General features: G+C 72.2%; 18 protein-coding genes. 11 read left to right on the top strand and 7 right to left on the bottom strand.

Annotated features, from left to right (window positions below):
- Positions 1-2 precede the first annotated feature (2 nt).
- Positions 3-857, bottom strand: a complete 855-nt coding sequence (locus ACIHFE_RS09645) for a YwqG family protein (protein ID WP_400105279.1) — start codon at positions 855-857, stop codon at positions 3-5.
- A 55-nt stretch (positions 858-912) separates the two neighbouring features.
- Complete coding sequence (locus tag ACIHFE_RS09640) at positions 913-1554, bottom strand: alpha/beta fold hydrolase (RefSeq protein WP_400105583.1); 642 nt, start codon at positions 1552-1554, stop codon at positions 913-915.
- Between the two features lie 177 nt (positions 1555-1731).
- Here ACIHFE_RS09640 and ACIHFE_RS09635 point away from each other — a divergent pair, with 177 nt between their 5' ends.
- Together ACIHFE_RS09635 and ACIHFE_RS09630 are read left to right on the top strand one after the other, a co-directional pair.
- Entirely contained in the window at positions 1732-5214 is a 3483-nt protein-coding gene (locus tag ACIHFE_RS09635) for a hypothetical protein (RefSeq protein ID WP_400105278.1), read from the top strand.
- A 5-nt stretch (positions 5215-5219) separates the two neighbouring features.
- A complete protein-coding gene (locus ACIHFE_RS09630) occupies positions 5220-9326 on the top strand; it encodes a hypothetical protein (RefSeq protein WP_400105277.1) in 4107 nt (1368 codons plus the stop codon).
- Positions 9327-9359: 33 nt separating this feature from the next.
- On the opposite strand, the gene ACIHFE_RS09625 is transcribed toward ACIHFE_RS09630, so the two are convergent.
- Positions 9360-11054, bottom strand: coding sequence for a PucR family transcriptional regulator (locus ACIHFE_RS09625; RefSeq protein WP_400105276.1), 1695 nt, complete (start codon positions 11052-11054; stop codon positions 9360-9362).
- Positions 11055-11262: 208 nt separating this feature from the next.
- Here ACIHFE_RS09625 and ACIHFE_RS09620 point away from each other — a divergent pair, with 208 nt between their 5' ends.
- The 6 genes from ACIHFE_RS09620 to ACIHFE_RS09595 are packed head-to-tail and all read left to right on the top strand — an operon-like array spanning position 11263 to position 18826.
- The gene (locus ACIHFE_RS09620) at positions 11263-12150 is read left to right on the top strand and encodes an FAD binding domain-containing protein (RefSeq protein WP_400105275.1); all 888 of its coding nucleotides are present in this window, start codon (positions 11263-11265) and stop codon (positions 12148-12150) included.
- Positions 12141-12611, top strand: a complete 471-nt coding sequence (locus ACIHFE_RS09615) for a (2Fe-2S)-binding protein (protein WP_400105274.1) — start codon at positions 12141-12143, stop codon at positions 12609-12611. The genes ACIHFE_RS09620 and ACIHFE_RS09615 overlap by 10 nt, the downstream gene beginning before the upstream one ends.
- Position 12612: 1 nt before the next feature.
- Positions 12613-14973 carry a xanthine dehydrogenase subunit D gene (gene pucD, locus ACIHFE_RS09610; RefSeq protein WP_400105273.1) on the top strand — a complete coding sequence of 787 codons (2361 nt, stop codon included), beginning with the start codon at positions 12613-12615 and terminating at the stop codon, positions 14971-14973.
- Positions 14974-15031: 58 nt separating this feature from the next.
- On the top strand, positions 15032-16495 hold the full coding sequence (locus ACIHFE_RS09605; RefSeq protein WP_400105272.1) for an NCS2 family permease: 1464 nt from the start codon (positions 15032-15034) through the stop codon (positions 16493-16495).
- A 5-nt stretch (positions 16496-16500) separates the two neighbouring features.
- Positions 16501-17658 (top strand): XdhC family protein, encoded by a 1158-nt coding sequence (locus ACIHFE_RS09600; protein WP_400105582.1) that lies wholly within the window; start codon positions 16501-16503, stop codon positions 17656-17658.
- Between the two features lie 10 nt (positions 17659-17668).
- Complete coding sequence (locus ACIHFE_RS09595) at positions 17669-18826, top strand: alpha/beta hydrolase family protein (protein WP_400105271.1); 1158 nt, start codon at positions 17669-17671, stop codon at positions 18824-18826.
- Positions 18827-18898: 72 nt separating this feature from the next.
- Here ACIHFE_RS09595 and ACIHFE_RS09590 read toward each other — a convergent pair whose 3' ends face one another.
- A complete protein-coding gene (locus tag ACIHFE_RS09590; RefSeq protein WP_400105270.1) occupies positions 18899-19489 on the bottom strand; it encodes a hypothetical protein in 591 nt (196 codons plus the stop codon).
- A 184-nt stretch (positions 19490-19673) separates the two neighbouring features.
- Here ACIHFE_RS09590 and ACIHFE_RS09585 point away from each other — a divergent pair, with 184 nt between their 5' ends.
- Positions 19674-20768 (top strand): LysR family transcriptional regulator, encoded by a 1095-nt coding sequence (locus ACIHFE_RS09585; protein ID WP_400105269.1) that lies wholly within the window; start codon positions 19674-19676, stop codon positions 20766-20768.
- On the opposite strand, the gene ACIHFE_RS09580 is transcribed toward ACIHFE_RS09585, so the two are convergent.
- Both ACIHFE_RS09580 and ACIHFE_RS09575 read right to left on the bottom strand, forming a co-directional pair.
- Positions 20734-21381, bottom strand: a complete 648-nt coding sequence (locus ACIHFE_RS09580) for a response regulator (protein WP_400105268.1) — start codon at positions 21379-21381, stop codon at positions 20734-20736. The genes ACIHFE_RS09585 and ACIHFE_RS09580 overlap by 35 nt on opposite strands.
- Positions 21378-22535, bottom strand: a complete 1158-nt coding sequence (locus ACIHFE_RS09575) for a sensor histidine kinase (RefSeq protein ID WP_400105267.1) — start codon at positions 22533-22535, stop codon at positions 21378-21380. Before ACIHFE_RS09575 ends, ACIHFE_RS09580 begins: the two co-directional genes overlap by 4 nt.
- Before the next feature lie 148 nt (positions 22536-22683).
- Between ACIHFE_RS09575 and ACIHFE_RS09570 the strand changes: the two genes are divergently transcribed.
- Complete coding sequence (locus ACIHFE_RS09570) at positions 22684-23742, top strand: aldo/keto reductase (RefSeq protein WP_400105581.1); 1059 nt, start codon at positions 22684-22686, stop codon at positions 23740-23742.
- 25 nt (positions 23743-23767) lie between these two features.
- Here the strand turns inward: ACIHFE_RS09570 and ACIHFE_RS09565 are convergent, their stop codons facing one another.
- Entirely contained in the window at positions 23768-24712 is a 945-nt protein-coding gene (locus ACIHFE_RS09565; protein WP_400105266.1) for a beta-ketoacyl-ACP synthase III, read from the bottom strand.
- Between the two features lie 107 nt (positions 24713-24819).
- On the opposite strand from ACIHFE_RS09565, the gene ACIHFE_RS09560 reads away from it, so the two are divergent.
- Positions 24820-25434, top strand: coding sequence for a TetR/AcrR family transcriptional regulator (locus ACIHFE_RS09560; protein ID WP_400105265.1), 615 nt, complete (start codon positions 24820-24822; stop codon positions 25432-25434).
- The last annotated feature ends 7 nt before the right edge of the window (positions 25435-25441 follow it).

Here is a 25441-nt window from a genome sequence, read left to right as displayed (position 1 = left end):
CGTCAGCTGCACTGCCAGGTGAACGCCGCCCGGTCGAAGCGCCGTTGGGCCAGGTCCGCCGGCCGTATCAGCCAGTAGAGGACACCGCCGTCGCCCCACATCATGTCGGCGTCGTCATCCGAGTCGAACTGGGCGAGCAGCACCCAGCGGAGGGCCTCCGGCCCGATGCGCGGGTCTTCCGGGGGCGGATTGCCCAGAGCGCCCTGGGCGACCTCGTACTCCACCTCGTCCTGCACCGGGGTGGGGTAGCCGCCGATGCGGTGCTCCGTGCCGTCGAAGTGGTCCCACAGCGCGTCCTGGAACTGCTCGTCGTGCAGCGGGTGGTCCTCGGGCATGGGCGCGAACTCCCGGTGGACCACCGGGTGCCAGGGCGAGGGTGCCGTGGTCTCCACCCGGGCGGTCAGCGGGACTTCGGGATAGGGCAGGATCCCCGCCGGCGCCGCCCGGTCGGTGACGGGGACATCCGCCGGTATGTGCAGGACCCGGGCACCGGCCTGGGTTTCGGGTTCACCGGGCCAGACCACCGCACTGCCGTCGTCCAGCTGACCGTCGAAGTAGAAGAAGAGCAGCGCCCCGTCGGCCGGCAGGGCGATGTCCAGGGCGGCGGAGGGCAGGGCGGCGCAGTCGAGGGAGCCGATGAAGGAGAGCGGGCCATATCCCTCCCAGACCGGCCACTCCTGGTCCTCCGGCAGGGCCGGCAGACCGCCGAGCCGGCCGACGACCGGATCCCGGCCCGTACCGGTGGGCTTGTCCAGGCGGAGGCTCGGCCGCAGCAGGCCGGTCCAGCGTTCGGCGATCTCCTCGGGCAGGTGCTTGCGGGCGAGTGCGGGCAGGGCGTCGTCGGTGCGGCGTGTCATGGGAACGATGATGCACGGGGCCACTGACAACGGGCCCGCCCGGCACCGCTGCCGCTCAGCCGGCCAGGAAGCGGGCCACCCGCTCGCCCCAAGTGCGCACATCCGCCGAGTCCTTGGAAATGTGCAGCCGGGCGCCCGGCAGTAGTCCGGCGAGCTGCTCGGCCGTGGAGCGGGGGTGGCCGGGGTCGTCGGCGAGGGTGAGGATCAGGGCGGGCTGGGTGAGTTGGGGGAGCAGGGCTCGGTCGGGGAGATCCGAGTCGGCCAGGCCGCGGAAGAGGGCGGGCATCAGACCGGCCGGGACGGCCGCCTCGCGGGGCGGGTAGCCGGGAATCCCGGCCAGGGAGGGCGGCACGGGGGCCGCGGCCAGGGCCGCCCGGAATGCCCCGGGGCCGTTGGCCTCCATCAGGTCGGCGAGTTTGCGGTAGTTGGCGGCCTGTGCGGGCCGGGTTTCCCAGGCGGTCGGCGGGATCAGCAGTACCAGGCGGTCGAACAGCCCGGGGTGGGCGACGGCGGCATGCAGCACGGTGGCACAGCCCAGCGAGGAGCCCATGCCGGTGACCGGCCGCTCGCCGCCGAGAAGGCCGAGGAGTTCCACGAGTTCGGCGGCGAACCGCGGGAAGCGGTACGCGTCGGGGTCCGTGCCGCAGAGGCGCCGGGTGCTGACGCCGTGGGAATTCGCGCGGCAACGTCGAGGGATATTGCACCCGAATGGAGCACGATTGGCCCATAGTCACCCGTTTGGGTAATACACCTGGTCCGCCAGATGGAGGTATCCAAGTAGTGGCATCGCGATGGGGGCGCCATGACTACTCCGGCACCAATTCGAGTTCTGCGCGGCACTGATCTCCTGGACCTCAGTTTTTCCTTTCCCGGGTTGCGGATCGACGACCGGATTCCCGGACAACGGCGGCTGGTTCCGGCGGAACCGGGCCAGGACGCCCTGCTGGTCGTCACCTTCGGTCCGCAGCACGTGGTGGAGCACGCCTTCGCCGAGGAGCAAACCCCGCCCGAACCAAGGGATCTGCCGGTCTCCGCGCTGATCAGCGGAAAGAGCGTGCTGGTCTTCGAGGTCGGCCCGGACGGCTCGGTGGACTACTCGGAGGCGGGGCTGCTGGACGCCATGCGGCGGCTGCCGCTGCGGGTGGTGGACGCGGCCCGGGAGCCGGGGACGCCGCGCACCCTCCGGCTGGCCGAAGCCCCAGGGGTCACTCCCGACGCACCCGCCCGTGCACTGGCGCTGGTACGGCTGCTGCGCATCACCGCCGAACTCACCGCCCGCGTCGGCCTGGAGGCCACTCTCGCCGCGGCCTCCGCGGCGGGTGCCGTCATGGAAGGGGCGGACCGGACGCCGCCGGACGCCCGTACTCCACAGGACCCCTTCGCCGACCCCGCGCACCCCGCGACCGGGGTGGAGCTGCCCTACCGCCTGGTGCTCTCCCCGCCGCAGAACGCCCAGTGGACGCACAGCACCTCGACCGAGGAGCCCGCCCCGGACGAACGCGTGGAGCTGTGGCACACCCGGCTCTCGCGCACCACCGCCCGGGCGGTGTGGAACCGCGACCGGGACCACGACCCGGGCGCGCCCGAGGACTTCCGGATGGCACTGGACCCCCGGCACCGCGACAACCTCGTCGACCTCACCGCCAATGGCACGCTGCACACCGCCGGGGGACAGCCCTACCAGCCCCTGCCGGTCAGCGTGGAGAACCTGATGCTCTCGGCGGTCGGCGGCTGGCTGGACAGCCTGGGCCAGTGGCCGGTGCGGCCGGCCCTGGTGGACCTCTCGGAGTGGCGGCACCGCGCCACCATGGGGCGGGATCACCACGTCAGGGTGATGGACGAGGGCTTCCTCTGCCCCTTCGGGCACCGCGCCGCCCTGGTCACCGTCACCGAGCGCAAGTTCACCGACGCCCGGGCCGCCTACCTCCTGCAGCGGCAGTACATCCTGGTCCGGCAGCCACTGCGCACCTATGACCCCAAGTCCCCGCTGCCGGCCGACGGTTCGCCCACCGCCGACCTCGCCAATCTGCTGTTCCCGTTCACCAGTGTGCGCATCGAGACCCTGGTGACACCCAATCTGCGCAGTGTTCCGGCCCAGCCGGCCACCTTCTTTCCCGAGACCGCCGCCGACCAGCCGTTCCACTTCAAGATCACGGCAGTCGACCACGGCGGAAAGCTGGTGGAGTTCCGCACTCCGCTGATGTTCGTACCCGAGTCGCTGAGCGGCGGCGGTGAACTGGCGGGCGTGGTCGCGGACTACAACGGAAGATCGGGCAGGGCCCTGGCGGCGACCGCCGAACCACCCAAGCTGACCAGCGCCGCGCTGGGCGGCCAGACCGTGGCCCTGGCACCCGGGAACGCCCCCGGTGACACCAGCGTGGATGTGGCCCACCTGGTGTGGGGGGTGGCCGCACCGCCCGCACTGGCCCAACCCCTGCCCGGCGAGGCCCGGTTCATCCCCCAGCTCAGCTGGGCCCGGGTCACCCTCCCCGCGGTCGGCGCGCTCGCCGGTGACGCCGCCACCGTCACGGTGGCCTATGCGCGCCGCTACGCACTCTCCGGCTTCGCCCGGTCGACCGAGGGCGCCCGTACCGCCAACGCCGGTGAGGTCTTCCTGAGCCTGCCGGCCGTGCAGAGCATGGACTTCACCGGACAGGGCGACCGCTGTGGCGCCCTGCTCAGCCCCGGCTTCGACATCGCCGGGCTGTCCCGGCGCACCGGACCGGTGGCCGGCGCGGCCGGCACCGCCGACCCGCTGGCCACCTTCGCCGACGGCACCTTCGACCCGGCGCAGTTCTTCGGCGCGCTGGGCGCCAACTTCCTCGGTGTGCTGTCCCTGGCCGACATCATCAAAACGGCCGGACTCGACCAGCCCCTGCGCGCACCGGCTTTCTTCAGCCGGACCGTCAGCGCCGTCACCGGCTTCCTCACCGACCTGGGCCGGCTCGCCGACCAGATCGACAGCGCGGCCGCCACCCTGCCCGCCGCCGCCCAGCGGGTGCGCGACACCGGGCGGCAGCTGGTGAAGACCATCGGCGACTATCTGGCCCAGCAACTGGCCGGTGGCGGTGGGCCGCTCACCCTGACCGAGGTGGACAACGCCTTCAACGCCTTCGCGGACGCGCTGACCGGCCTGGTCAACCAGCTGCCGCCCGGGGCGGATCCCGGCATCCGGGCGCTGCTGGAGCGGGTGCGGGAGCAGGTGGCCACCTGGAACAGCACCGCCGGACAGCTGATGTCCCTGCGGCAGGCGGTGGAAAGCGCCGCCATGGGCCTGAAGCTGCCGGAAACCGTGCACGCGCATCTGGAATGGACCCCGGACATCGGGCCCTGGCCGGCCGGCGACCAGGCCATCTTCGCGCCCCGGCCCGGCGGACGGCTCGCCCTGGCCGTGGACGTCCGGGGCTCCCTGCGCCCCGATCTGACCGCGGGCGCCGACATCAGCTGCAGCCTGGAGAAGTTCGACCTGGTGCTGGTGCCGGAATTCCACGCCATGCGGCTGCACTTCGAGCACATTCGCTTCACCATGCGGGCCGGCCGCAAGCCCGATGTCGATGTGGCCTTCCAGGGCATCGAGTTCATCGGCCCGCTGGCCTTTGTGGAGACGCTGCGCCGGCTGATCCCGGTCGACGGATTCAGCGACCCGCCCTCGCTCCAGGTCACCCCGGCCGGAATCAGCGCCCGGTACGGCCTTCCGCTGCCCAGCCTGGCGATCGGGGTGTTCAGCCTGGAGAACCTCCGGCTGGACGCCTCCCTCGATCTGCCCTTCATCGGCGGCCCGTTGGAGGTCGGCTTCTCCTTCTGCACCCGGGAGGCGCCCTTCCGGCTGACCGTCTCCATGCTGGGCGGCGGCGGATTCTTCGGCATCACCCTGACCGCCAAGCGGGTCGCGGTCCTGGAGGCGGCGCTGGAATTCGGCGCCGAGGTCGCCATGAACTTCGGGGTGGCCAGCGGAAGTCTGTCGGTGATGGCCGGCATCTACTTCCGGCTGGAGACCCAGACCGGGGAATCCCGGCTCACCGGCTATTTCCGGGCCCGGGGCGAGGTCGATGTGCTGGGCATCGTCTCCGCCTCCGTCGAACTCTGCCTCGACCTGACCTATGAACTCTCCAGCGGCACCGTCTTCGGCCGGGCCCGGATCTCCATCAGTGTGCATATCGGCTTCTGGTCGCAGTCGGTCACCCTGGAATGCGAGAAGCGCTTCGCGGGCTCCGGTCCCGCGCCCGCCGCGCTGCCCGCCGACGCGGTACGGCCGCCCACCTTCGCCGAGATGATGACGCCCTATCCCGACCCGGTCACCGGAGAACGCCGGAACCCGGTCGATGAATACTGCACGGCCTTCGCGGAAGTGAGCTGACCGCCATGCCCGAGACGATCCGCTGGACGGTACTCCCCGACGGCACCGCCGCCGATGGCACGCTCCGGCTGACGGTCCTGGTCACCCCCCGGCTGACCGGTGGCGCCACGCTGGCCGACTTCGCCGGCTTCCTGGACTGGCCGGCCACTCTCGGCCGGTATCTGGCCGCGCTCCGGCTGGAGTTGCGGCCGCCCGACGCCACCGGCCCGGGCACCCAGCTGCCCCTCACTCCCCAGCCGGACCGCTTCCCGCCCGCCGACAGCGCGCTCTGGAAGGCACTGTTCCGCGCCGGCAGCAGGGTCGGCCCACCACCCGCCGCCCCCGCCGCCCCGCCGGCCCTGCGCTCCTTCCCGGCCCAGGCCGTACACGACCGGATCGGCTCCCTCTACCGGGACGTGGCCACCGCCACCGCCTTCCGCCGGGCCTTCCCCAGCGGCGGCGGGGGCGGCCAAGGTATCAACGGACCGCAGCCCCCGCCCAGTTGGGACCACCCCGACCAGGGCGACCTGCTGCACACCCTCACCCAGCCGGTGACCACCTTCGCCCGCCAGGTGGCCACCGCCTACCCCCTGCTCGACCCCCTGCTCACCGCCCCGCCCGACAACCCCTTCCGCCCACGGGTGATGCAGCGCTCCGACCCCCGCTACCAGGCCGAGGTGTTCAACTTCGCCGAGCTCTACCGCTTCTACGACCGACCGCCCGCCCCGCCCTCGGCCGCCGCCCCGCCGGCCTCGCCCGACCTCGACTTCCACACCGCCTGCGGCCTGCTCGCCGACTACCCCGAACTGCTGCGCCGCTTCGGCCTGGCCGTGGACCTGCTGGCCGCCCCGCCGGACCGGCTGGCCGACCAGTGGCAGGCCCGGGTCACCTTCACCACCGCCCAGGACGGACTCAACCAGGACGAGACCCTGCGGCCCTGGACCCGGCTGCGCTACACGGCCGGGCAGCGGTTCGAGGCATACGCCGCCGACGACGGGCTCTACGGCCGCCGGATGCTCCGGCTGAGCGGGCCCGGCATGCTGCTCACCGACCTCGATGTGGACGGCGCGGCCATCAAGTTCACCGAGTTCGCCAGGATCGTGGACCAGAGCCTGGGCCCCGGCTCCACCGCCCCCGACAGCACCGCCACCCCCGCCCTGCACGGCGCCGGACTGACCCTGCTGCACCAGGACCGCGAGACCGCGCTCGCCGACCAACTGGAGGCCGACGCCCGCCGGCTGGCCGCCACCGGCACCGCCGCCCTGCTGGACGCCGCCCATCTGGTGCGCGGCTACCGGGTGGATGTGGGCCTGGTCGACGACACCACCGGACAGGTCACCAACTGGCGCCCGCTGTGCGCCCGTACCGGCCGCTATGCCATCCGCCGGGCCGGCGAGGCGCCCGTACCCATCGCCGCCGCTCCCGACGAAGGCCAGGTCAAGGCCAGCGCGCTCAGCCACGACCGGGCCGATGACCGGCAACTCTACGCCCACCAGGCGCTGTTCGGCTGGCACGGCTGGAGCCTGGCCGCCCCGCCGCCCGGCCGCACCCTGGGCGCCGACGACCGGCCGCAGGTGCCCGACCCGCCGGTGTCCGACGCCTTCCCGCTGGATGCCGCCTTCCGGCCCACCCCGGGCACCCTGCCCGCGTTGCGCTACGGCCGTACCTACCGGCTGCGCGCCCGCCTGGCCGACCTGGCCGGCAACGGCCCGGGGCCCCAGGCGGCCGGCGAGGACACCGCCGCCACCGCGCCGCTGACCTACCGGCGCTGGGAACCGGTGCTGCCCCCGGCGATCGTCCCCAGATGGCCCTTCCTGGAAGGGGAGTCGGAGCCCCGCCTGGTGATCCGCAGCACCGTGCAGGACGACGGAACCCCGCTCTCCGCCACCCAGTGGGCGCTGCTGCGCAACCCCCAGGTCCCCGACCACCAGGCGGTCACCCCGGTGGACGGACTGGACCGGCGCTACCGCGACTTCGACGAACGCCACCTCAGCCCGCCCAAGTCCCCGCTGCGCGCGGCCGAACAACATGGCGCGTTCGACGCCGCCTTCGGCCCGGACAGACCGGAGGACGTACGGCAGCGCTTCCTGGCCGCCGCCTCCCGTGAGGCGGGCAGCTATCTGGACACCGTGGTCAGCCTCCCGGAGAACCCGGACGTCACCCATGACCTGAAGTTCTTCCGGGAGATCCATGTCGCCAAGCTCAATGTCCACGACAGCGAACCGCTCACCGAACTGCCGGTACCGCGCGGCGACGGCCTCAAGCCCGGCGAGTATGTGGTGCACGACGCCCCCCGGCTGCTGCTGCCCTATCTGCCCGATGTGCTCGCCCGGGGCATCTCGCTGCGCGGCCTGCCCGGGGCCGCGCCCAATGAGACCTTTGACTTCCCCGGCCCCTGGCCGCAGGCCAAGCCGCTGCGGCTGAGGATCGTGGAGGGCGAGGGGCCGCCGGTGTGGGACGGGCTGCTGGAGCGGCAGCTGACCGTCTTCCTGCCCAAGGCGGAGACCGCCACGGTGCGGATGAGCTGCCGGCTGGACCCGGCCGACCTGGAACTGCTGGGCCAGTGGCGGCTGTTGACCGGCTCCCCGCTGTGGAACGATCCGGCCACCGGCCTGCCCCAGGACAAGAAGGACGAGCTGACCGCCGCGGCCGCCGCCGGGGAGAACTGGATGCTCACCCCCTGGGCCGAACTGACCCTGGTGCACGCGGTGGAGAAGCCGCTGCTGCCGCCGCGGCTGGGCCCGCTGAGTTTTGTCCGTGCCGAGGGACAGACCTTCGCCGAGGTCAGCGGAACCGTCCAGGCCCATGCCAAGAGCACCGGCCGGATCGACCTGGACGCCACCTGGAACGAGTGGACCGACGACCCGGCCCAGCCCGGCCCCGTCCGGACGCCCGGCCACGCCCATGTCGGCGACCTCACCCTGCGACCCGGCCAGGACCAGCGGGGGGTGTTCCTGCGGCATGAGTTCCGTGACACCCGCCACCGCGACATCACCTACACCCCGACCGCCACCACCCGGTTCCGGGAGTACTTCCACCCGGCGATCACCGACCAGCCCGCGCTCATCACCCGGGTCGGCCCGGCCAGCCCCGGAGCGTCCGTCCGGGGCTGGCCGGTGCCCAGTTCACGCCGCCCCGAACCACCGGTGATCAGCCATCTGGTGCCCACCTTCCGCTGGGAGCGCGCCGTCGACCATGACCTGCACCAGGTCACCCGGACCCGGCGGCCGGCCGGGGTGCGGGTGTATCTGCAACGCCCCTGGTTCTCCTCGGGCGATGACGAACTGCTGGCGGTGGTACTCGACCCCGGCGGCGACCTGCCCGAGGAACTGGTCAGCCGCCGCGCCCCCGATCCGGTCTGGTCGGCCGCGCCCGCGCCACCGCCGCTGACCCCCGTGTCCTTTCCCAACGCCACCCTGACCGCCGCCGGCCGGCAGCTCGCCGAACCGGTGGGCGGCCTGCCCGCCACCGTCTCGGTGGCCGCCTTCCGGCCCGACTACGACCCGCAACTGCGGCTGTGGCACTGCGATATCGACATCGACCCCGGGCAAGCGGCCGGGGACGCCGCCTACTTCCCGCTGGTGCGCCTGGCGCTGGCCCGCTACCAGCCGTACTCGGTGGACCCGCTGCACCTGTCCAAGGTGGTCCCGGCGGACTTCATCCAGCCGCTGCCCGAGCGCACCGTCACCGCCGCCATGACCCCGGACGGCGCCATCGCCCTGGAGCTCACCGGCCCGGCCGCGGTCAACTCCCTGGGCATCAAGGCGGGTTCGGGGCAGACGGCGGCGGCCGCCGCCCGCCGGGTGCTGGCCCGGGTGGAGTGGCGCGAGGCCACCGGCGGCGACCTGGACTGGACGGACACCGGCGCCGCCACCGAACTGGGCTGTGTGCCGCGCGGCCCCGGCTTCGCCTGGACCGGCACCCTGACCCCGCCCACCCCGCCACTGCTGCCACTGGCGGCCTACCGGCTGGTGGTGGAGGAACACGAGGTCCATGCCACCGACGCGGCCACCGCCACCGGCACGGTCACCGGGGCCGACGGGCGGCCGGTGCCGGTGGGCCGGCGGCTGGTGCACGCGGACCGGTTCCCGCTGGCGGTCTCCCTGTTGGGCCGGATCGTCCTGGTGGAATGAGCTCCCGGCCGCCGGGTCGGCTCATCCGCCGGGTCAGCTCATCCGCAGCGCCAGGAAGAAGTCCAGCTTGTCCTCCAGCCGGGACAGATCGCGCCCGGTCAGCTGCTCGATCCGGCCCACCCGGTAGCGCAGCGTGTTGACATGCAGGTGCAGCCGGGTGGCGCAGCGCGTCCAGGAGCCGTCGGACTCCAGGAACGCCTCCAGGGTCGGGATGAGTTCGGCCCGGTGGCGCTGGTCGTAGTCGCGCAGCGGGTCCAGCAGCCGGGCGGTGAAGGCCCGGCGCACATCGTCGGGGACGAAGGGCAGCAGCAGGACGTGGGAGGCCAGCTCCTGGTGGCCGGCGGCGCTGACCCGGCCGGGCCGGGCGGCGGCCACCCGGCGGGCGTGCCGGGCCTCCTCCAGGGCGCCGCGCAGGCCCTCGGCGGAGTGCACGGCGGCGCTGACGCCGATGGTCAGCCGGCCGTCGCCGTCCAGCCCCCGGGTCAGCGGCTCGCGGATGGCGGCCAGCAGGGTCTCGGCGTGGAGCTCCTCCGTCCGGGCACCGGCTTCGGCGTCTTCCTCCGTTTCGGTGACCGGGGCCACCCCGGGCAGCGGCACCAGGGCCACCGCCTCGTCCCCGGTGTGGGCCACCGCGATCCGGTCGGCGGGCTCGGTGCCGGCGGCGCCCGGGTCCACCAGCACCTCCTCCAGCAGGCTCTGGGCGACCGGGCCGCCGGGCAGCTCGCTGTCCGCCCACTCCACCCGGGCCACCACCACCTGCCAGTGCGGGGCGGTGCCCAGCCCCGGCAACAGCACCGGAGCGGCCACCCGCAGCCGGGCCGCGGTCTCCGCCGGGGCGGCCCCGGCCTGCACCAGCTCCAGGACCTCCTGGGCCAGCCGGCGGCGCACCGTACGGGCCGCGTCGCGCCGGTCGCGCTCCACCGCGATCAGCTGGGTGACGCCATGCAGCAGGTCCAGCCGCTCCTCGGGCCACTCCCCGGCGTCCGCCTCCACGGCCAGCAGCCAGTCGGACAGCAGGGTCTCGCGAGGGTCGCCGGAGGCGCGGGCGGCGCCACGGACCGGGAACAGCGAGTAGGTGTGGCCCTCGGCCTGGACCCGGTGCGGGTCGGGGCGGCCGGTGCGGGACGCGGCCAGGTGCTCGCCGGCCAGCGCCGAGCTGACCGCTGGGGGCAGCGCCGGCCCGGCGCCCGCCACACTGGAGCCGGCGATCGGCCGGCCGGTGGGGGAGAGCACCCAGGCCCGCAGGTCCAGGTCCGAGCCCAGCAGGTCCAGCACCACCTCGGGGCCGCCGCCGGCCGGGCCGGAGGTCATCAGCCGGCGGTGCCGGTCCACCACCGCCGCCAGGTCGCCGGCCCGCTCGCTGGAGACCTGGCGCACCACATGCTCGGTGATGGAGGCGAAGGACACCGTCTCGTCCACCGAGAACAGCGGCATCCGGTGCCGGGCGCAGGCCGCGATCAGATCGTCCGGAGTGGAGCTGATCTCCGCCTCACCGGCCGCCAGCCCGGCCACCCCGGCGCCCGCCAGGATGCGGACAAACCGCTCCGAGTCCTCCGGTTCCCGCCGCCAGGCCAGGCCGGTGAGCACCAGCTCGCCGCCGGACAGATAGCGGCTGGGATCGCGCAGATCGGTGGTCATCACGCCGCGTACGGTGCGGTCGAGTTCCTCCTCGCCGCCGAGCAGCCGAAGGCCCAGCGCGTCCGTCTCCAGCAGTGCGCGCAGCCGCATCGTGGGTCGCCGCCGATCTCTCTCGTGTTACCGGTGGGATGCCGGTGGAATGCCGAGGGGTTTCCGCACCCCTTCTTTCGTTCGAATCTACAAGACCCTGCCCCTGGCCAGCCAACCGCTTCATGTTTTCGGTGACTGCACCCCCCTGCCAAAGCTCCCCTGTACTGGGCCCACGCCGCGCAACCCCCCGCTGAGAAGAGAACCAGCCATGGACTTCCTGCGCCCCGCCGGCTGGGAGGAGGCTCTGGCCGCCAGGGCCGAGCACCCCACGGCCGTGCCCATCGCGGGCGGCACCGATGTGATGGTCGAGATCAACTTCGATCACCGCAGGCCGGACCGTCTGCTGGACCTGAACCGCATCGAAGGGCTGTACACCTGGGAGACGGGCGAGCACGAGGTACGGCTCGGCGCCGCCGTACCCTACGCCCGGATCATGGAGCGACTGCGGGCCGAACTGCCGGGCCTGGCGCTGGCCGCGCACACCGTGGGCTCGCCACAGATCCGCAACCGGGGCAGCGTGGGCGGCAACCTCGGCGCCGCCTCCCCGGCCGGCGACTCCCACCCCGCCCTGCTGGCCGCCGGCGCCACCGTGGAGGCCGAGTCGGTGCGCGGCACCCGGCTGATCCCCGTCGAGGACTTCTACACCGGCGTCAAACGCAACGCCCTGGCGCCGGACGAACTGATCCGGGCGGTGCGCATCAAAAAGGCCACCGGGCCACAGCAGTTCGCCAAGGTCGGCACCCGCAACGCCATGGTCATCGCGGTCTGCGCCTTCGCCATCGCCCTGCACCCCGAGGAGCGCACCGTGCGCACCGGCATCGGCTCCGCGGCGCCCACCCCGGTAAGGGCCCGCGCCGCCGAGGACTTCCTGACGGCCGAGCTGGCGGACGGCGGCCACTGGGAGTCGGGACGGCCCCTGAAGACCTCCCTGGTGGCTGAGTTCGGCCGGCTGGCCGCCGGGGCCTGCAACCCGATCGACGATGTACGCGGCAGCGCCGCCTACCGCAGGCACGCCGTCGGCGTGCTGGCCCGGCGCACCCTTCAGTGGGTCTGGGCGGAACACACCACGGGGGAGGGGAGGACCCGATGCGCGTAAGCCTCACCGTCAACGGCCGCCCACAGCAGGCCGATGACGTCTGGGAGGGCGAGAGCCTGCTGTATGTCCTGCGGGAACGGCTGGGCCTGCCGGGCTCCAAGAACGCCTGTGAGCAAGGGGAGTGCGGCTCCTGCACCGTCCGCCTGGACGGCATCCCGGTATGCGCCTGCCTGGTGGCGGCGGGCCAGGCCGAGGGCCGCGAGGTGGTCACCGTCGAAGGGCTGAGCGACGGTCAGCTCAACGCCGTACAGCGGGCGTTCATCGACGCGGGCGCCGTGCAGTGCGGCTTCTGCACCCCCGGACTGCTGGTCGCCGCCGACGATCTGCTGGAGCACAACCCCCAGCCCTCGGACGCGGACATCCGCGAGGCGCTCTCCGGCAACCTGTGCCGCTGCACCGGCTACGAGAAGATCCTGGACGCGGTACGGCTGGCGGCCGCCCGCCGGGGAGAGGCGGGCTGAGATGAAGTCCACCGGCCTCACCCAACAAGGCGGCCGCATCGGCGAGTCCACCCTGCGCCCCGACGGCACCCTCAAGGTGACCGGCGAGTTCGCCTACGCCTCCGATCTCTGGCACGAGGACATGCTCTGGGGCTGCACCCTGCGCAGCCCGCACGCCCACGCCCGGATCCGCGCCATCGACCTCTCCGAGGCCCTGGCCACGGCGGGCGTGCACACCGTCCTCACCCATGCCGACCTGCCGGCCGCCACCCGCTACGGCCTGGAGATCCAGGACACCCCGGTACTCGCCGACGGTGTGGTGCGCCACCATGGCGAACCCATCGCCCTGGTGGCCGCCGACCACCCGGAGACCGCCCGCCGCGCCGCCGCGAAGATCCGGGTCGACTACGAACAACTCCCGGTCGTCACCGATGAGTCCAGCGCCCTGGCACCGGACGCGCCCGTCCTCCACCCGGACCGTACCGACGCACATGCCGCGCATGTCCCCCACCCCAATGTGGTCCACCGCCAGCCGGTGATCCGGGGCGATGTGGCCGCGGCCCGGGCCCGGGCATACGCGGTGGTCAGTGGCGACTACCAGGTCGGCATGCAGGACCAGGCATTCCTCGGCCCCGAGTCCGGACTGGCCGTGCCCGCCGGGGACGGCGGGGTGGACCTCTATATCGCCACCCAGTGGCTGCACGCCGACCTGCGGCAGATCGCCCCGGTGCTGGGACTGCCCGAGCACAAGGTGCGGATGACCCTCTCCGGCGTCGGCGGCGCCTTCGGCGGCCGCGAGGACCTCTCCATGCAGGCCCACGCCTGCCTGCTGGCCCTGCGCACCGGCAAACCGGTGAAGATGGTCTACAACCGCTTCGAGTCGTTCTTCGGCCATGTCCACCGGCACCCGGCCCGGCTGCACTACGAGCATGGCGCCGACCGCGACGGCAAACTGCTCTATGTTCAGGCCCGCATTGTGCTGGACGGCGGCGCCTATGCCTCCTCCTCCCCGGCCGTGGTCGGCAATGCCGCCTCCCTGGGCATCGGCCCCTATGAGGTGGCCCATGTGGACATGGAGACGCTGGCCCTCTACACCAACAACCCGCCCTGTGGTGCCATGCGCGGCTTCGGCGCGGTGCAGGCGTGCTTCGCCTATGAGGCCCAGATGGACAAGCTGGCCGACCGACTGGGCCTGGACCCGGTGGAGTTCCGGCGCCGCAATGCCATGTCCCAGGGCTCGGTGATGCCCACCGGGCAGGTGGTGGACTCCCCGGCACCGGTCGCCGAACTGCTGCGCAGGGTCAAGGCGATGCCGCTGCCGCCGCCCCGCCAGTGGGAGAACGCCGGTGGCGCCCCCGACATCCGGGCGCTGCCCGGCGGGCTGTCCAACACCACCCATGGCGAGGGCGTGGTGCGGGGCGTCGGCTATGCGGTGGGCATCAAGAACGTGGGCTTCTCCGAGGGCTTCGACGACTACTCCACCGCCCGGGTCCGGATGGAGGTCATCGGCGGCGAGCCGGTGGTCACCGTGCATACCGCGATGGCCGAGGTGGGCCAGGGCGGAGTGACGGTGCACGCCCAGATCGCCCGTACCGAACTGGGCGTCCAGCAAGTCACCATCCACCCCGCCGACACCCGGGTGGGCTCGGCCGGCTCCACCTCCGCCTCCCGGCAGACCTATGTCACCGGCGGCGCCGTCAAGCACGCCTGCGAGGCGGTGCGCGAACGGGTACTGGCCCTGGGCCGGGCCCGGTTCGGCACCTTCCATCCCGCCTGGGCCCATGCCGAACTCCTGCTGGAGGACGGCAAGGTGGTCACCGACGGCGGCGAGGTGCTGGCCCCGCTGGCCGAAGTGCTGGGCAGCGAGGCCGTGGAGCTGGAGCTGGAGTGGCGGCACCGGCCCACCCGGCCCTTCGACCCGCACACCGGGCAGGGCTTCGGCCATGTCCAGTACTCCTTCGCCGCCCATCGCGCCGTGGTGGAGGTGGACACCGAACTCGGCCTGGTCAAGGTGGTCGAGCTGGCCTGTGCGCAGGATGTGGGCAAGGCGCTCAATCCGCTGTCGGTGGCCGGACAGATCCAGGGCGGCACCACACAGGGGCTGGGCCTGGCGGTGATGGAGGAGATCGTGGTCGACCCGGCCACGGCCAAGGTGCGCAATCCCTCCTTCACGGACTATCTCATCCCCACCATTCTGGACACTCCGGCCATTCCGGTGGATGTCCTTGAACTCGCGGATGAGCATGCGCCGTACGGGCTGCGGGGGGTTGGTGAGGCGCCGACGCTCTCCTCCACCCCTGCCGTGGTGGCGGCCATCCGCCAGGCCACGGGCCTGCCGCTGAACCGGGTGCCAGTTCGGCCGGAGCATCTCACCGGTACCTGATCGCCGACTGTCGCCAACGTCATTGCGCCGCCGGGCAGCAGACCGCAAGGAGCAGGACATGACGCACCCCTCCGTGCAACCGGGGGCCGCCACCGCCGAGGACGGCCTCCCGCCCGGCGTGCCCCAAAAACCCTGGCTGGACCGCTACTTCCACATCACCGAACGCGGCTCCGGCTACGCCCGGGAGATCCGCGGCGGCATCACCACCTTTATGGCGATGTGCTACATCCTGCTGCTCAACCCGCTGATCCTGTCCGGCAAGGACGCCCACGGCCGGACCCTGGACCATGCCGCACTGATCACCGCGACCGCGCTGGCCGCCGCCGTCTCCACTCTCCTGATGGGCCTGATCGGCAAGGTCCCGCTCGCCCTGGCCGCCGGTCTGGGCGTCTCCGGAGTGCTCTCCACCCAGGTCGCCCCCCATATGACCTGGCCCCAGGCGATGGGCATGTGCGTCATCTACGGCGTCGTGATCATGCTGCTGGTCCTCACCGGGCTCCGCGAACTCATCATGAACGCCATCCCCTTGGCGCTCAAACACGCCATCACCATGGGCATCGGCATGTTTATCGCCCTCATCGGACTGGTGAAGGCCGGCTTTGTACATGCCTCCACCGGCGGCGGGCCGGTCACCCTGGGGCCGGCCGGCGAGCTGGCCGGCTGGCCGGTACTGGTCTTCTGCCTCACCCTGCTGACCGTGCTGATGCTGCACGCCCGGGCCGTCCCCGGCGCCCTCCTCATCGGCATCATCGCCGGCACCCTGCTCGCCGTCCTGGTCAACCACCTCGCCCGCCCCGGCCCCGGGGCCTGGCGCAACGGCCCGCCGGAACTCCATGGCAGCGCCGTCTCCCTGCCCGACTTCTCACTCTTCGGCAAGGCCGAGTTCGGCGGCTGGGGATCCATTGGCATCATGAGCGTCACCGTGATCACCTTCACCCTGGTGCTGGCCGGCTTCTTCGACGCCATGGCCACCATCATCGGCGTGGGCACCGAGGCCCAACTCACCGACGCCCAGGGCCGGATGCCCGGGCTGAGCCGGGCCCTGCTGGTGGACGGCGCGGGCGGCGCCATCGGCGGGCTGAGCGGCGCCTCCGGGCAGACCGTCTTCATCGAGTCCGCCACCGGGGTCGGCGAGGGCGCCCGTACCGGCCTGTCCGCCACCGTCACCGGCCTGCTCTTCGCGGCCGCCCTCTTCCTCACCCCGCTCACCCGCATCGTGCCCGGCGAGGTCGCGGCCGCGGCGCTGGTGGTGATCGGCGCCATGATGATGGGCAGCGCCCGCCATATCGACTGGAACGACCGGTCGGTGGCCATCCCGGTGTTCCTCACCGTGGTGCTGATGCCCTTCACCTACTCCATCACCGCCGGGGTCGGTGCCGGAGTGATCGCCTACACCGCCATCAGGGCGGCGGAAGGCCGATGGCGCGAACCCGGCGCCCTGATGTGGGCGCTGACGGCCGTCTTCGGCATCTACTTCGCCCTGCACCCCATCGAGAACTGGCTGGTCGTCAAGGGGAGTTGAGCACAATGCTGGAGCTGGCGGCGCAGCTGCGCCCATGGTGCCGGGCGGGCCGGGACTTCGCGGTGGCCACGGTGGTCGCGGTACATGGCAGCGCACCCCGCCTGCCCGGCGCCGCCCTGGCGGTGGACCGGGCGGGCACCGCCATCGGCTCGGTGTCCGGCGGCTGTGTGGAGGCCGCGGTCTATGAACTGTGCCGGGCCGCGCTGGACAGCGGTGAGAGCATCCTGGAACGGTTCGGCTACTCCGATCAGGACGCCTTCGCGGCCGGCCTGACCTGCGGCGGCGTCATCGACATCCTGATCACTCCGGTCACCGCCGCCCAACGCCCCCTCTACACCGAAGCGTTGACCGCCGCGGCGGACGGCGAGCCGGTGACCTTGGCGCGCACCCTGGACGCCCCCTCCGGCGCCCTGCTGGTACGCGCCGACGGCAGCGCCGCCGGCACCCTGGCCCGTACCCCCGGCCTCGACCGCGCCGCCGCACTCGATGCGGCCGCCCTCCGGGACGCGGGCCGCACCGGAGTGGCCGAACTGGGCTCCCGCTGTGGCCGGCGCATCCGGGTGTTCGTCGAAGCCGGCGCCCCCGCCCCCCGGATGATGGTCTTCGGCGCCATCGACTTCGCGGCGGCCCTGGTCCGGGCCGGAAAGTTCCTCGGCTACCGGGTCACCGTCTGCGACGCCCGCCCCGTCTTCGCCACCCCGGCCCGCTTCCCGGAGGCGGACGAGGTGATCGTCGACTGGCCGCACCGCTACCTGGACACCCAACGACTCGACGGCCGGGCCGTGTTGTGCGTTCTCACCCATGACGCCAAGTTCGATGTCCCGCTGCTGGCACGGGCCCTGCGGCTGCCGGTCGCCTATGTCGGGGCGATGGGCTCCCGGAGCACCCACCGCGACCGGCTGGCCCGGCTGCGCGAAGCCGGTGTCCCCGAGCGGGAATTGGCGCGCCTGCACTCCCCGATCGGGCTGGATCTGGGGGCGCGGACCCCGGAGGAGACCGCCCTGTCCATCGCCGCCGAGATCATCGCGGTGCGGCGCGGCGGGTCCGGGGTGCCGTTGACGGGGGCGGCGGTGCCGATCCACCACCAGGTCCCGCCGTCCGCCCTGGAGGGGACGGCCGGGTCCGCTCCAGAGCTGATGCCCGGCCTGCGGTCCGCGATCTAGCGTCCTGGGCATGAACGGAATCCGACGCGCGGTCGTGGCCGCCGCCCTGGCGCTGCTCGCGCCGCTTCCCCTCGCCGTGACGGCCGTTGCCGCGCCGCCCCAGGCCGCCGCCCAGGCCACCTGGGCGCAGCTGTCGCTGCCCCGCCCCACCGGGCACTATGCCGTGGGCCGTGATGTGCTGCACCTGGTCGACCAGCACCGCAAGGATCCCTGGGTGCCCGGCGCGGGCGCCCGTCAGCTGATGGTGTCCATGTACTACCCGGCCCAGGCCGGGACCGGCGGCCCCGCGCCCTATATGTCCGAGGAGGAGGCCCGGTTGCTGGTGAAGGGCCAGATGCCGGGCCACGCCATCCCGGCGAAGGTGGTCAGCTCCACCCGTACCTGGGCACGCGACGGTGCCCGTCCGGTGCGGGGCAGATTCCCGCTGGTGGTTCTGTCGCCGGGGCACAACCTGCCCCGCGCCACCCTCAGCGGGCTGGCCGAGGAACTGACCAGCCATGGCTATGTGGTCGCGCTGGTCGACCACACCTATGAGGCGTTCGGCGTCACCCTTCCCGACGGCCGTACGCTGCCCTGCGCCTGTGAGGTCGTCGAACGCGCCGGTCCCAAGCCGGTCGTCCGGGCCAGGGTCAGCGATATCTCCCTTGCCCTGGACCAGTTGACCGGCCGGCACCCTGCCTGGCGCCATGCCGGACTGATCGACCCCCGGCGGATCGGGATGGCGGGGCACTCCCTGGGCGGTGACGCCACCGCACTGACCATGGCGGCCGATCACCGGGTGCGGGCCGGCGCCAACCTGGACGGCACCTTCTTCGTCCATGTCCCGGCCGGCGCCCTCCGGCACCGACCGTTCCTGCTGCTCGGCAACCAGGCGCAGATGAGCCCCGGCATGCCGGGCAGCTGGGACGCCGACTGGCCACGCCTGGACGGCTGGAAGCGCTGGCTGACCGTGGCCGGCGCGCACCACACCGGCTTCACCGACCTGGATCTGCTCTACTCGGAGCTGGGCAAGCCCACATCCCCGGGAGACACCACCGGTCTGCGGGAAGAACAGATCACCCGCACCTACCTCACCGCCTACTTCGACCAGCAGCTCAAGGGCCGTCATCAGCGGCTGCTGGACGGACCGTCGGCCGCGAACCCCGAAGTCACCGTCCAGCACCCCTGATTCACACCCCGCCCATGCCGCGAACGGCGCCCGGAGGAGTCCTCCTCCGGGCGCCGTGGTGGAATCCCCGGCTCAGCGAGCGGCCTTGCGTGCCCGCGCAAAGCGGTTGTTCGCCGGCAGCCAGCACAGCACCAGAACGGCCAGCGCGCTCACTATGGAAATCCAGCTGAGGCCGGTCACGGACGCGGGCTCATAATCCCTGACGACCAGAGAATGCGTTATCAGTGCCACGATCGCCGACAGGGTCAGCAGAACACGCGCCCAGACGGCCGCGTTTCGCGCGAAAAGAACGGACACCAGCAGCAGCACCGCGGTAAACACCGCGAATCCCGCGCGGGCGGTCAGTGTGTCGTACCTGTCGTCGATCAGCGAATCCCACATCGGACCGCTGAATTGCTTCAGGGATGATGCGCTGAGATTCGACGGAACACCCAGTTCGGCAGGATGTTCATTGATGACATCCTTCACATTGCTGTTCGCGAGGTCCTTGCCGCCGTTGTAGACGATGACCGATCCCACGACGCCGGCAAGCGCCGAGAGAACGGCCGCCAGCAGCAGGCAGAGCAGCGGGGCGGGCCTCTTGGACGGGGGAGCGCTCCGGCGGTGGTTGACCGGTTCCTGAATTGGTCCACCGGTCGGCGGGGCGGTCCGTGGATAGTTCACCTGTGTGCTTCTCCCATTCGGAATCCTTTGAGCGACGGAGAGCCTTCCACAGGGTGGGCAGGTAAATCCATACTTGTCATTGATGATCCGCAGATCATTCCAAGTGCGCTCCGGATCAGTTTCCGTGCGGCTAACCGCGGCTAAACTTTCTGCCCGCCAGGGAGGGCGAGGGGGAGGTGCGCGAATGATTCCGGTGGGGAGTCCTCAGGCGCTGCTGGAGACCACCATGGACCAGCTCCGCACACTGATCGTGGTGCATGAGGTGGGTACCGCCCTGGGGGCCGCCCGCCTCCTGGGCCGCGAGCAGTCGAGCGTCCAGAAGCAACTTGACACACTGAACCGGAACTTCTATAGGCTGTGCGGCGAGGAGCTGGTGCTCAAACAGGGGCGGGGCAAGGATGTGCTGTTCACCAGCACGGGTACGGCCGTTGTGGAGCTGGCACGCGCCACACTCGCCAACTGGCTGGACGGTATCCGTGAATCCCGCCGGCGACTCGGCGGGTCACTGGTGGTCGGCACCACCCGATACACCCTGGGTTATCTGACCCATGGGGTCGAGCTGGTGGCCGAGGAGTTCCGGCGGCGCGGTGTGGAGCTCAGGATCGAACACACCCGCACCAGGGATCTCCTGGGCAAGCTGCGGACCAAGGAGACGGACCTGGTGTGCGGCAGTGTGATGACGACACCGGGCAGCGATCCGGCACTTGACGACTTCGAGGTCATGGAATGGCGCCGCAGCGGGATTGCCGTGCTCACCAACCTTCCCATTGCCCGGCTGCCCGGCCCGTCCATAGGAAACGGTGAGTTGCGCGGGCTGCCGCTGGTGGTGTCGGGCAGCGGTCTGATGGCGGACTTCCTGCGCGGCTGGTTCGGAGCCGAGTTCCGCGGCAAGTTGAACATCGTCGCCGAAATCGATGCCGTGAACTACGGTCTGGAATTACTCGGTTCGGGTCTGCTGGCCGGCTGCATGCTCATCACCCAGGGAATCGCCGAGGCGGCCCTGGACGGCAGGATGCCCGGTGCGAAGGGGCTGCGCGTGATCGAGGTGGTCCATCAGTCCGGGCCCGAACTGGAGGTGCTGGTGGGGGCGTTCGCCCGCCGTGGGGAGCGGCGGTGCCGTGCCGACGACCATCCGCTCAACCTGCTCTGGGCCGCGCTGACGGGGCAGAACGAGCGATGGCACGCGGCGGAGGAACCGGGGGCCGTTCCCGGGTACGGTCCCGGCCGTCCCACACTTCCGACGGCTATGCCACCAGACCCGCCTGATACGCGGCGATGACCAGCTGCACCCGGTCGCGGGCGGCCAGCTTGCTGAGCAGCCGGGCCACATGGGTCTTCACCGTGGCGTGGCCGATGTACAGCCGGGCGGCGATCTCCCCGTTGGACAGACCCCGCCCGACCAGGGTCAGCACCTCCCGCTCCCGCTCCGTGACCCCGGGCAACTCCCTTCTGGGCGGGGCCGGTTCGGGCCGCCCGGCGAACTCCTCGATCAGCCGGCGGGTGACACCGGGCGCGATCAGGGCGTCCCCGGCGGCCACCACCCGGATCGCCGCGATGATCTCCGTTAGTGCCATGTCCTTGACCAGGAACCCGCTGGCCCCGGCCCGCAGCGCGGCATGGACATTGTCGTCGTCATCGAAGGTGGTCAGGATGAGCACCCGTGGTGTCTCGGCGGCGGAGGTGATCCGCCGGGTGGCCTCGATGCCGTCCATGCCGGGCATCCGGATGTCCATCACCACCACATCGGGGCGTGCCTCCTGGGCCAGCTGGACCGCCTCGGTGCCGCTTCCGGCCTCGGCCACGATCTCCAGGCCGGGCATCCCGGCGATGGCCATGGTCAGCCCGGCGCGGATCAGCGGCTGGTCGTCCGCCAGCAGTACCCGGACGTTCATACCGGTATCACCGCCGCCACCCGGAACCCGCCCCCGGTCCGGGGCCCCGCGCTGAACCGCCCGTTCAGCAGGGCGACCCGCTCCCGCATCCCGGCGATCCCGAAACCGTCCGCCGTACCGCCGTCCGGCCCGCCCCGCCCGTCGTCCACCACCTCGATGTCCAGGGCCCCGGTCCGACAGGCCAGCCGCACCCGGCAGTTGTGGCCGCCGGAGTGGCGTACCGCGTTGGTGACCGACTCCTGGACGATCCGGAAGGCGGCCAGATCGACCTCCGCGGGCAGCGGCCGCCGCCCCCGCCACTCCACCCGGACCGCCAGCCCCGCCGCCCGGGCCCGCTCGGCCAGCCGCTCCACGCCGTCCAGTCCCTCCGCCGGGGTCCCGGCCTCGGCCTGGCGCAGCGAGACCAGCATCCGCCGCAGTCCGGTCAGCGTCTCCCGGCTGGTGCTCTCAATGACGCCGAGCGCCTCGCGCACCCCCTCGGGCCGGCTGTCCAGCACCAGTCCGGCGGCCCCCGCCTGAATGGCGATCACCCCGATGCTGTGCGCCACCATGTCATGCAACTCCCGCGCGATCCGCAGCCGTTCGGCCACCACGGCCTGGGCAGCGGCGTGGCCGCGCAGCGCCTCCCCGTACTGCCGCTGCTGCCGCACGGAGTTGCCGACCGCCCAGGGCAGGGCGATGGACGCCGCCAGCCCCAGCCCCATGCTGGCGGTATCGCTGAGCCTCTCGCCCGTATGACCGCCGCCGGCCACCCACTGCCCGAACCCGAGGGCCAGCTCGGCGCCGGCCGCGGCCAGGGACGTCCGGCGCGGCCGCACCGCCGCCAGATATCCGATCAGACAGTTCATGGCCAGAAACAGCGGCCAGGTCTTCGCCCCGAACGCCAGCACCAGCACCGACTCGCCCCCGAGCACCCCGAACACCGCCACCGGCCACCGCCGCACCCACCCGACCACCAGCGCCAGCAGCACGGCCAACGCCCCCCGCAGCCATAGCTCCAGCAGCACCGGCCGCTGTCCCGCCGGGGCGATCCCGTAGGTCGTCGACCCGAACAACAACAGCGCGAACGCGGCGGCGGCGCACCAGGACATGGCCGTCCAGGTGCCCGAGGGCAACCGTCTGAGCCACGGAGCGCGTGGCAGTGCTTGATCCACTGGGCGAGGGTATCCAGCCCTTCCGCCGCCGGGCGTCCGCCCGGGGGCTTACATCCGGGAGGGGAAGGGACGGCCCGGTCTTGCCCTGGAGCGCACTCCAGCGACTAGCGTCCCGCACACCACCCAACCGAAAGGACCTCACATCGTGCTGCGCTACACGCTGTTCGGCAAGACCGGCCTCCGGGTGAGCGAGTTGTGCCTGGGCACCATGACCTTTGGAGAGGAGTGGGGCTGGGGCACGGACCAGGACACCAGCGCCCGGATCCTCAACGCCTATGCCGAGGCGGGCGGCAACTTCCTGGACACGGCGGACATCTACACCGAGGGCAGCTCCGAGCGCATCCTGGGTGAGCTGCTCACCGGCCGCCGGGAACGCTTCGTACTGGCCAGCAAGTACAGCTGCGCCACCGACCGGAACGATGTCAACGCCGCGGGCAACCACCGCAAGAACCTGGTGCAGTCCGTGGAGGCCAGCCTCAAGCGGCTGCGCACCGACTACCTGGACATTCTCTGGGTGCACGCCCGGGACAACTTCACCCCGGTCGAGGAGACCATGCGCGCGCTGGACGACCTGGTGCGCGCCGGCAAGGTGCTCTGCCTCGGGGTGTCGGACTGGCCCGCCTGGGAGATCGCCCAGGCCAATACCCTGGCCGAGCTGCGCGGCTGGACCGCGTTCGCGGGTTCGCAGCTGCGTTACAGCCTGCTGGAGCGGACCCCGGAGCGGGAACTGCTGCCGCAGGCGCGCGCCTTCGACCAGGCCGTGCTGGCCTGGAGCCCGCTGGCGGGCGGCAAGCTCAGCGGGAAGTACCGCCGGGGCGAGGCGGGCAGGCTGAACTCCGACACCTGGCAGGACCGCAAGGACCACAACGAGGACGAGGTGATCGGCACCCTGCTGTCCGTCGCCGAGCAGGGCGGCTGGACCCCCGCCCAGGTGGCACTGGCCTGGCTGCGTGCCCAGCCCGGGAACGTCATCCCGATCATCGGCGCCACCAAGGAGAGCCAGCTCGCCGACAACCTGGCTTCGGTGGAGATCACCCTGGACGCGGACGCCGTCAAGCGGCTGAACGCGGTGAGCGCGGTGTCCCTCGGTTTTCCGCATGAGTTCCTGCGTGAGCCGGGGATCACCGAGAACGTCTATGGCGCACGCTGGGCCGAGATCGACAACCGCCTGTCGACCTATCGCCGGACGACCGGCGAGATCCTCTGACCCGGTGCGCTAGCGCGGGGCGGCCTCAGGGGCAGGCCACCACCTGCCCCGCCCAGGACAGTCCGCCGCCGAAGGCCAGCAGCAACACCCGTCCGCCCGACGGCAGTTCGCCGCGCTCGACCAGCTTGGACAGGGCGAGCGGGACGGAGGCCGCCGAGGTGTTGCCGGAGTCGGTGACATCGCGGGCGACCACCGTCCCGGCGGGCAGCCCCAGTTGGCGCACCACGGCCTCGATGATGCGCAGATTGGCCTGGTGGGTGACCACGCCCGCCAGGCCGTCCGGGGTCAGGCCGGCACGTCGGCATGCCTCCTCGGCCAGGGCGGGGAGTTCGGTGGTGACCCAGCGGAAGACGGTCTGGCCCTCCTGGGCGAAGTGCGGATGCCAGTCGCCCGCCAGCCGCACCGCGTTGGCGCGGGTGGGGTCCGCGCCCCAGACCACGGGGCCGATGGCGTCGTCCCGCTCCGTGGCGGAGAGCACCGCGGCCCCGGCGCCGTCGCCGAGCAGGACGCAGGTGCCGCGGTCGGTCCAGTCCGTCACATCGGACATCTTCTCGGCGCCGATGACCAGGGCGTGCCGGGCGGCCCCGGCCCGGATGGCGTGGTCGGCGGTGGCCAGCGCGGTGCAGAAGCCGGCGCAGCCGTTGTTGAGATCGAAGGCCACCGGGGAGGGCAGGCCCAGCCGGGCGGCGACCTGGGCGGCGGTGGACGGGCATCGGTCGATGGCGGAGCAGGTGGCCACGGTGATCAGCCCGATGTCGGCGGGCGACAGTCCGGCCGCGGCCAGCGCCTTGTCCGCCGCGGCGGCGGCCAGGTCGGTGACCGACTCGGTGTCGGCGATGCGGCGGGTGACGATCCCGGTGCGCCGGCGGATCCAGTCGTCACTGGTGTCCACCATGCCCGCCAGGTCGTCATTGGTCAGCACACGGGACGGCTGGTAGTGGCCCAGTGCGGTGATGCGGGAACCCGGCATTCGGCTCAGCTCCTTGGGTGGGCTCGGCGGGGGGTTCGGCAGTGCCGGGAATATAGCAACCGATCGGTCGGAAGTTAAAAGGTAGGGTGGCGGCTACCATGGGCCGCATGAGTCCACGCAACTCCCGTGCCGAAGCCCGCAGAACGCGGGAGCGCATCATCGAGCGCGGAGTCGCCATCGCCTCGGTGGAGGGACTGGAAGGGCTGACCATCGGCCGGCTGGCGGCCGACATCGGCATGAGCAAGGCGGGCGTGCTGGGCCACTTCGGCACCAAGGAGGCGCTCCAACTCGCCGCCCTGGAACGGGCGTCACAGGTTTTCACCCGCGCGGTGTGGGAGCCGGCGGCCGGCGCGGCGCCCGGGCTGGTGCGGCTGCGCGCCATCTGCGAGGCGTGGACCGGCTATCTGGAGCGGGAGCGCACCACCTTCCCCGGCGGCTGCTTCTTTGTCACCACCGCCGTCGAGTTCGACGCCCGCGGCGGCCCGGTGCGGGACGCGGTGGCCGGGCTGATGCTGCTCTGGCGGCGACGCCTGGCCGCCGAGGCGCGTACCGCCGTCGCGGTGGGCGAACTGCCGCCGGACGCCGACCCCGAGCAGCTCGCCTTCGAGCTGATCGGCCTCTATATGGGGCTCAATCAGGCCGTCCAGCTCTTCGGCGACACCTCGGCCCCGGAGCGCACCCGCCGCGCGCTGGACCGGCTGCTGGCGCCCTCGCCCCGCTGAGGGCGAC

Source organism: Streptomyces sp. NPDC052396, from assembly GCF_044593195.1.
Classification (GTDB): domain Bacteria; phylum Actinomycetota; class Actinomycetes; order Streptomycetales; family Streptomycetaceae; genus Streptomyces.
The sequence above is the reverse complement of the archived record's forward strand: the minus strand, read 5'-3'. Positions and strand labels throughout refer to the sequence as shown.

Bases quoted from the DNA above. Each gene is read 5' to 3' on its own strand.
- ACIHFE_RS09645 (WP_400105279.1), bottom strand. From the start codon at position 857: ATGACACGCCGCACCGACGACGCCCTGCCCGCACTCGCCCGCAAGCAC.
- ACIHFE_RS09630 (WP_400105277.1), top strand. From the start codon at position 5,220: ATGCCCGAGACGATCCGCTGGACGGTACTCCCCGACGGCACCGCCGCC.
- ACIHFE_RS09625 (WP_400105276.1), bottom strand. From the start codon at position 11,054: ATGCGGCTGCGCGCACTGCTGGAGACGGACGCGCTGGGCCTTCGGCTG.
- ACIHFE_RS09620 (WP_400105275.1), top strand. From the start codon at position 11,263: ATGGACTTCCTGCGCCCCGCCGGCTGGGAGGAGGCTCTGGCCGCCAGG.
- ACIHFE_RS09615 (WP_400105274.1), top strand. From the start codon at position 12,141: ATGCGCGTAAGCCTCACCGTCAACGGCCGCCCACAGCAGGCCGATGAC.
- pucD (WP_400105273.1), top strand. From the start codon at position 12,613: ATGAAGTCCACCGGCCTCACCCAACAAGGCGGCCGCATCGGCGAGTCC.
- ACIHFE_RS09605 (WP_400105272.1), top strand. From the start codon at position 15,032: ATGACGCACCCCTCCGTGCAACCGGGGGCCGCCACCGCCGAGGACGGC.
- ACIHFE_RS09600 (WP_400105582.1), top strand. From the start codon at position 16,501: ATGCTGGAGCTGGCGGCGCAGCTGCGCCCATGGTGCCGGGCGGGCCGG.
- ACIHFE_RS09595 (WP_400105271.1), top strand. From the start codon at position 17,669: ATGAACGGAATCCGACGCGCGGTCGTGGCCGCCGCCCTGGCGCTGCTC.
- ACIHFE_RS09585 (WP_400105269.1), top strand. From the start codon at position 19,674: ATGATTCCGGTGGGGAGTCCTCAGGCGCTGCTGGAGACCACCATGGAC.
- ACIHFE_RS09580 (WP_400105268.1), bottom strand. From the start codon at position 21,381: ATGAACGTCCGGGTACTGCTGGCGGACGACCAGCCGCTGATCCGCGCC.
- ACIHFE_RS09565 (WP_400105266.1), bottom strand. From the start codon at position 24,712: ATGCCGGGTTCCCGCATCACCGCACTGGGCCACTACCAGCCGTCCCGT.
- ACIHFE_RS09560 (WP_400105265.1), top strand. From the start codon at position 24,820: ATGAGTCCACGCAACTCCCGTGCCGAAGCCCGCAGAACGCGGGAGCGC.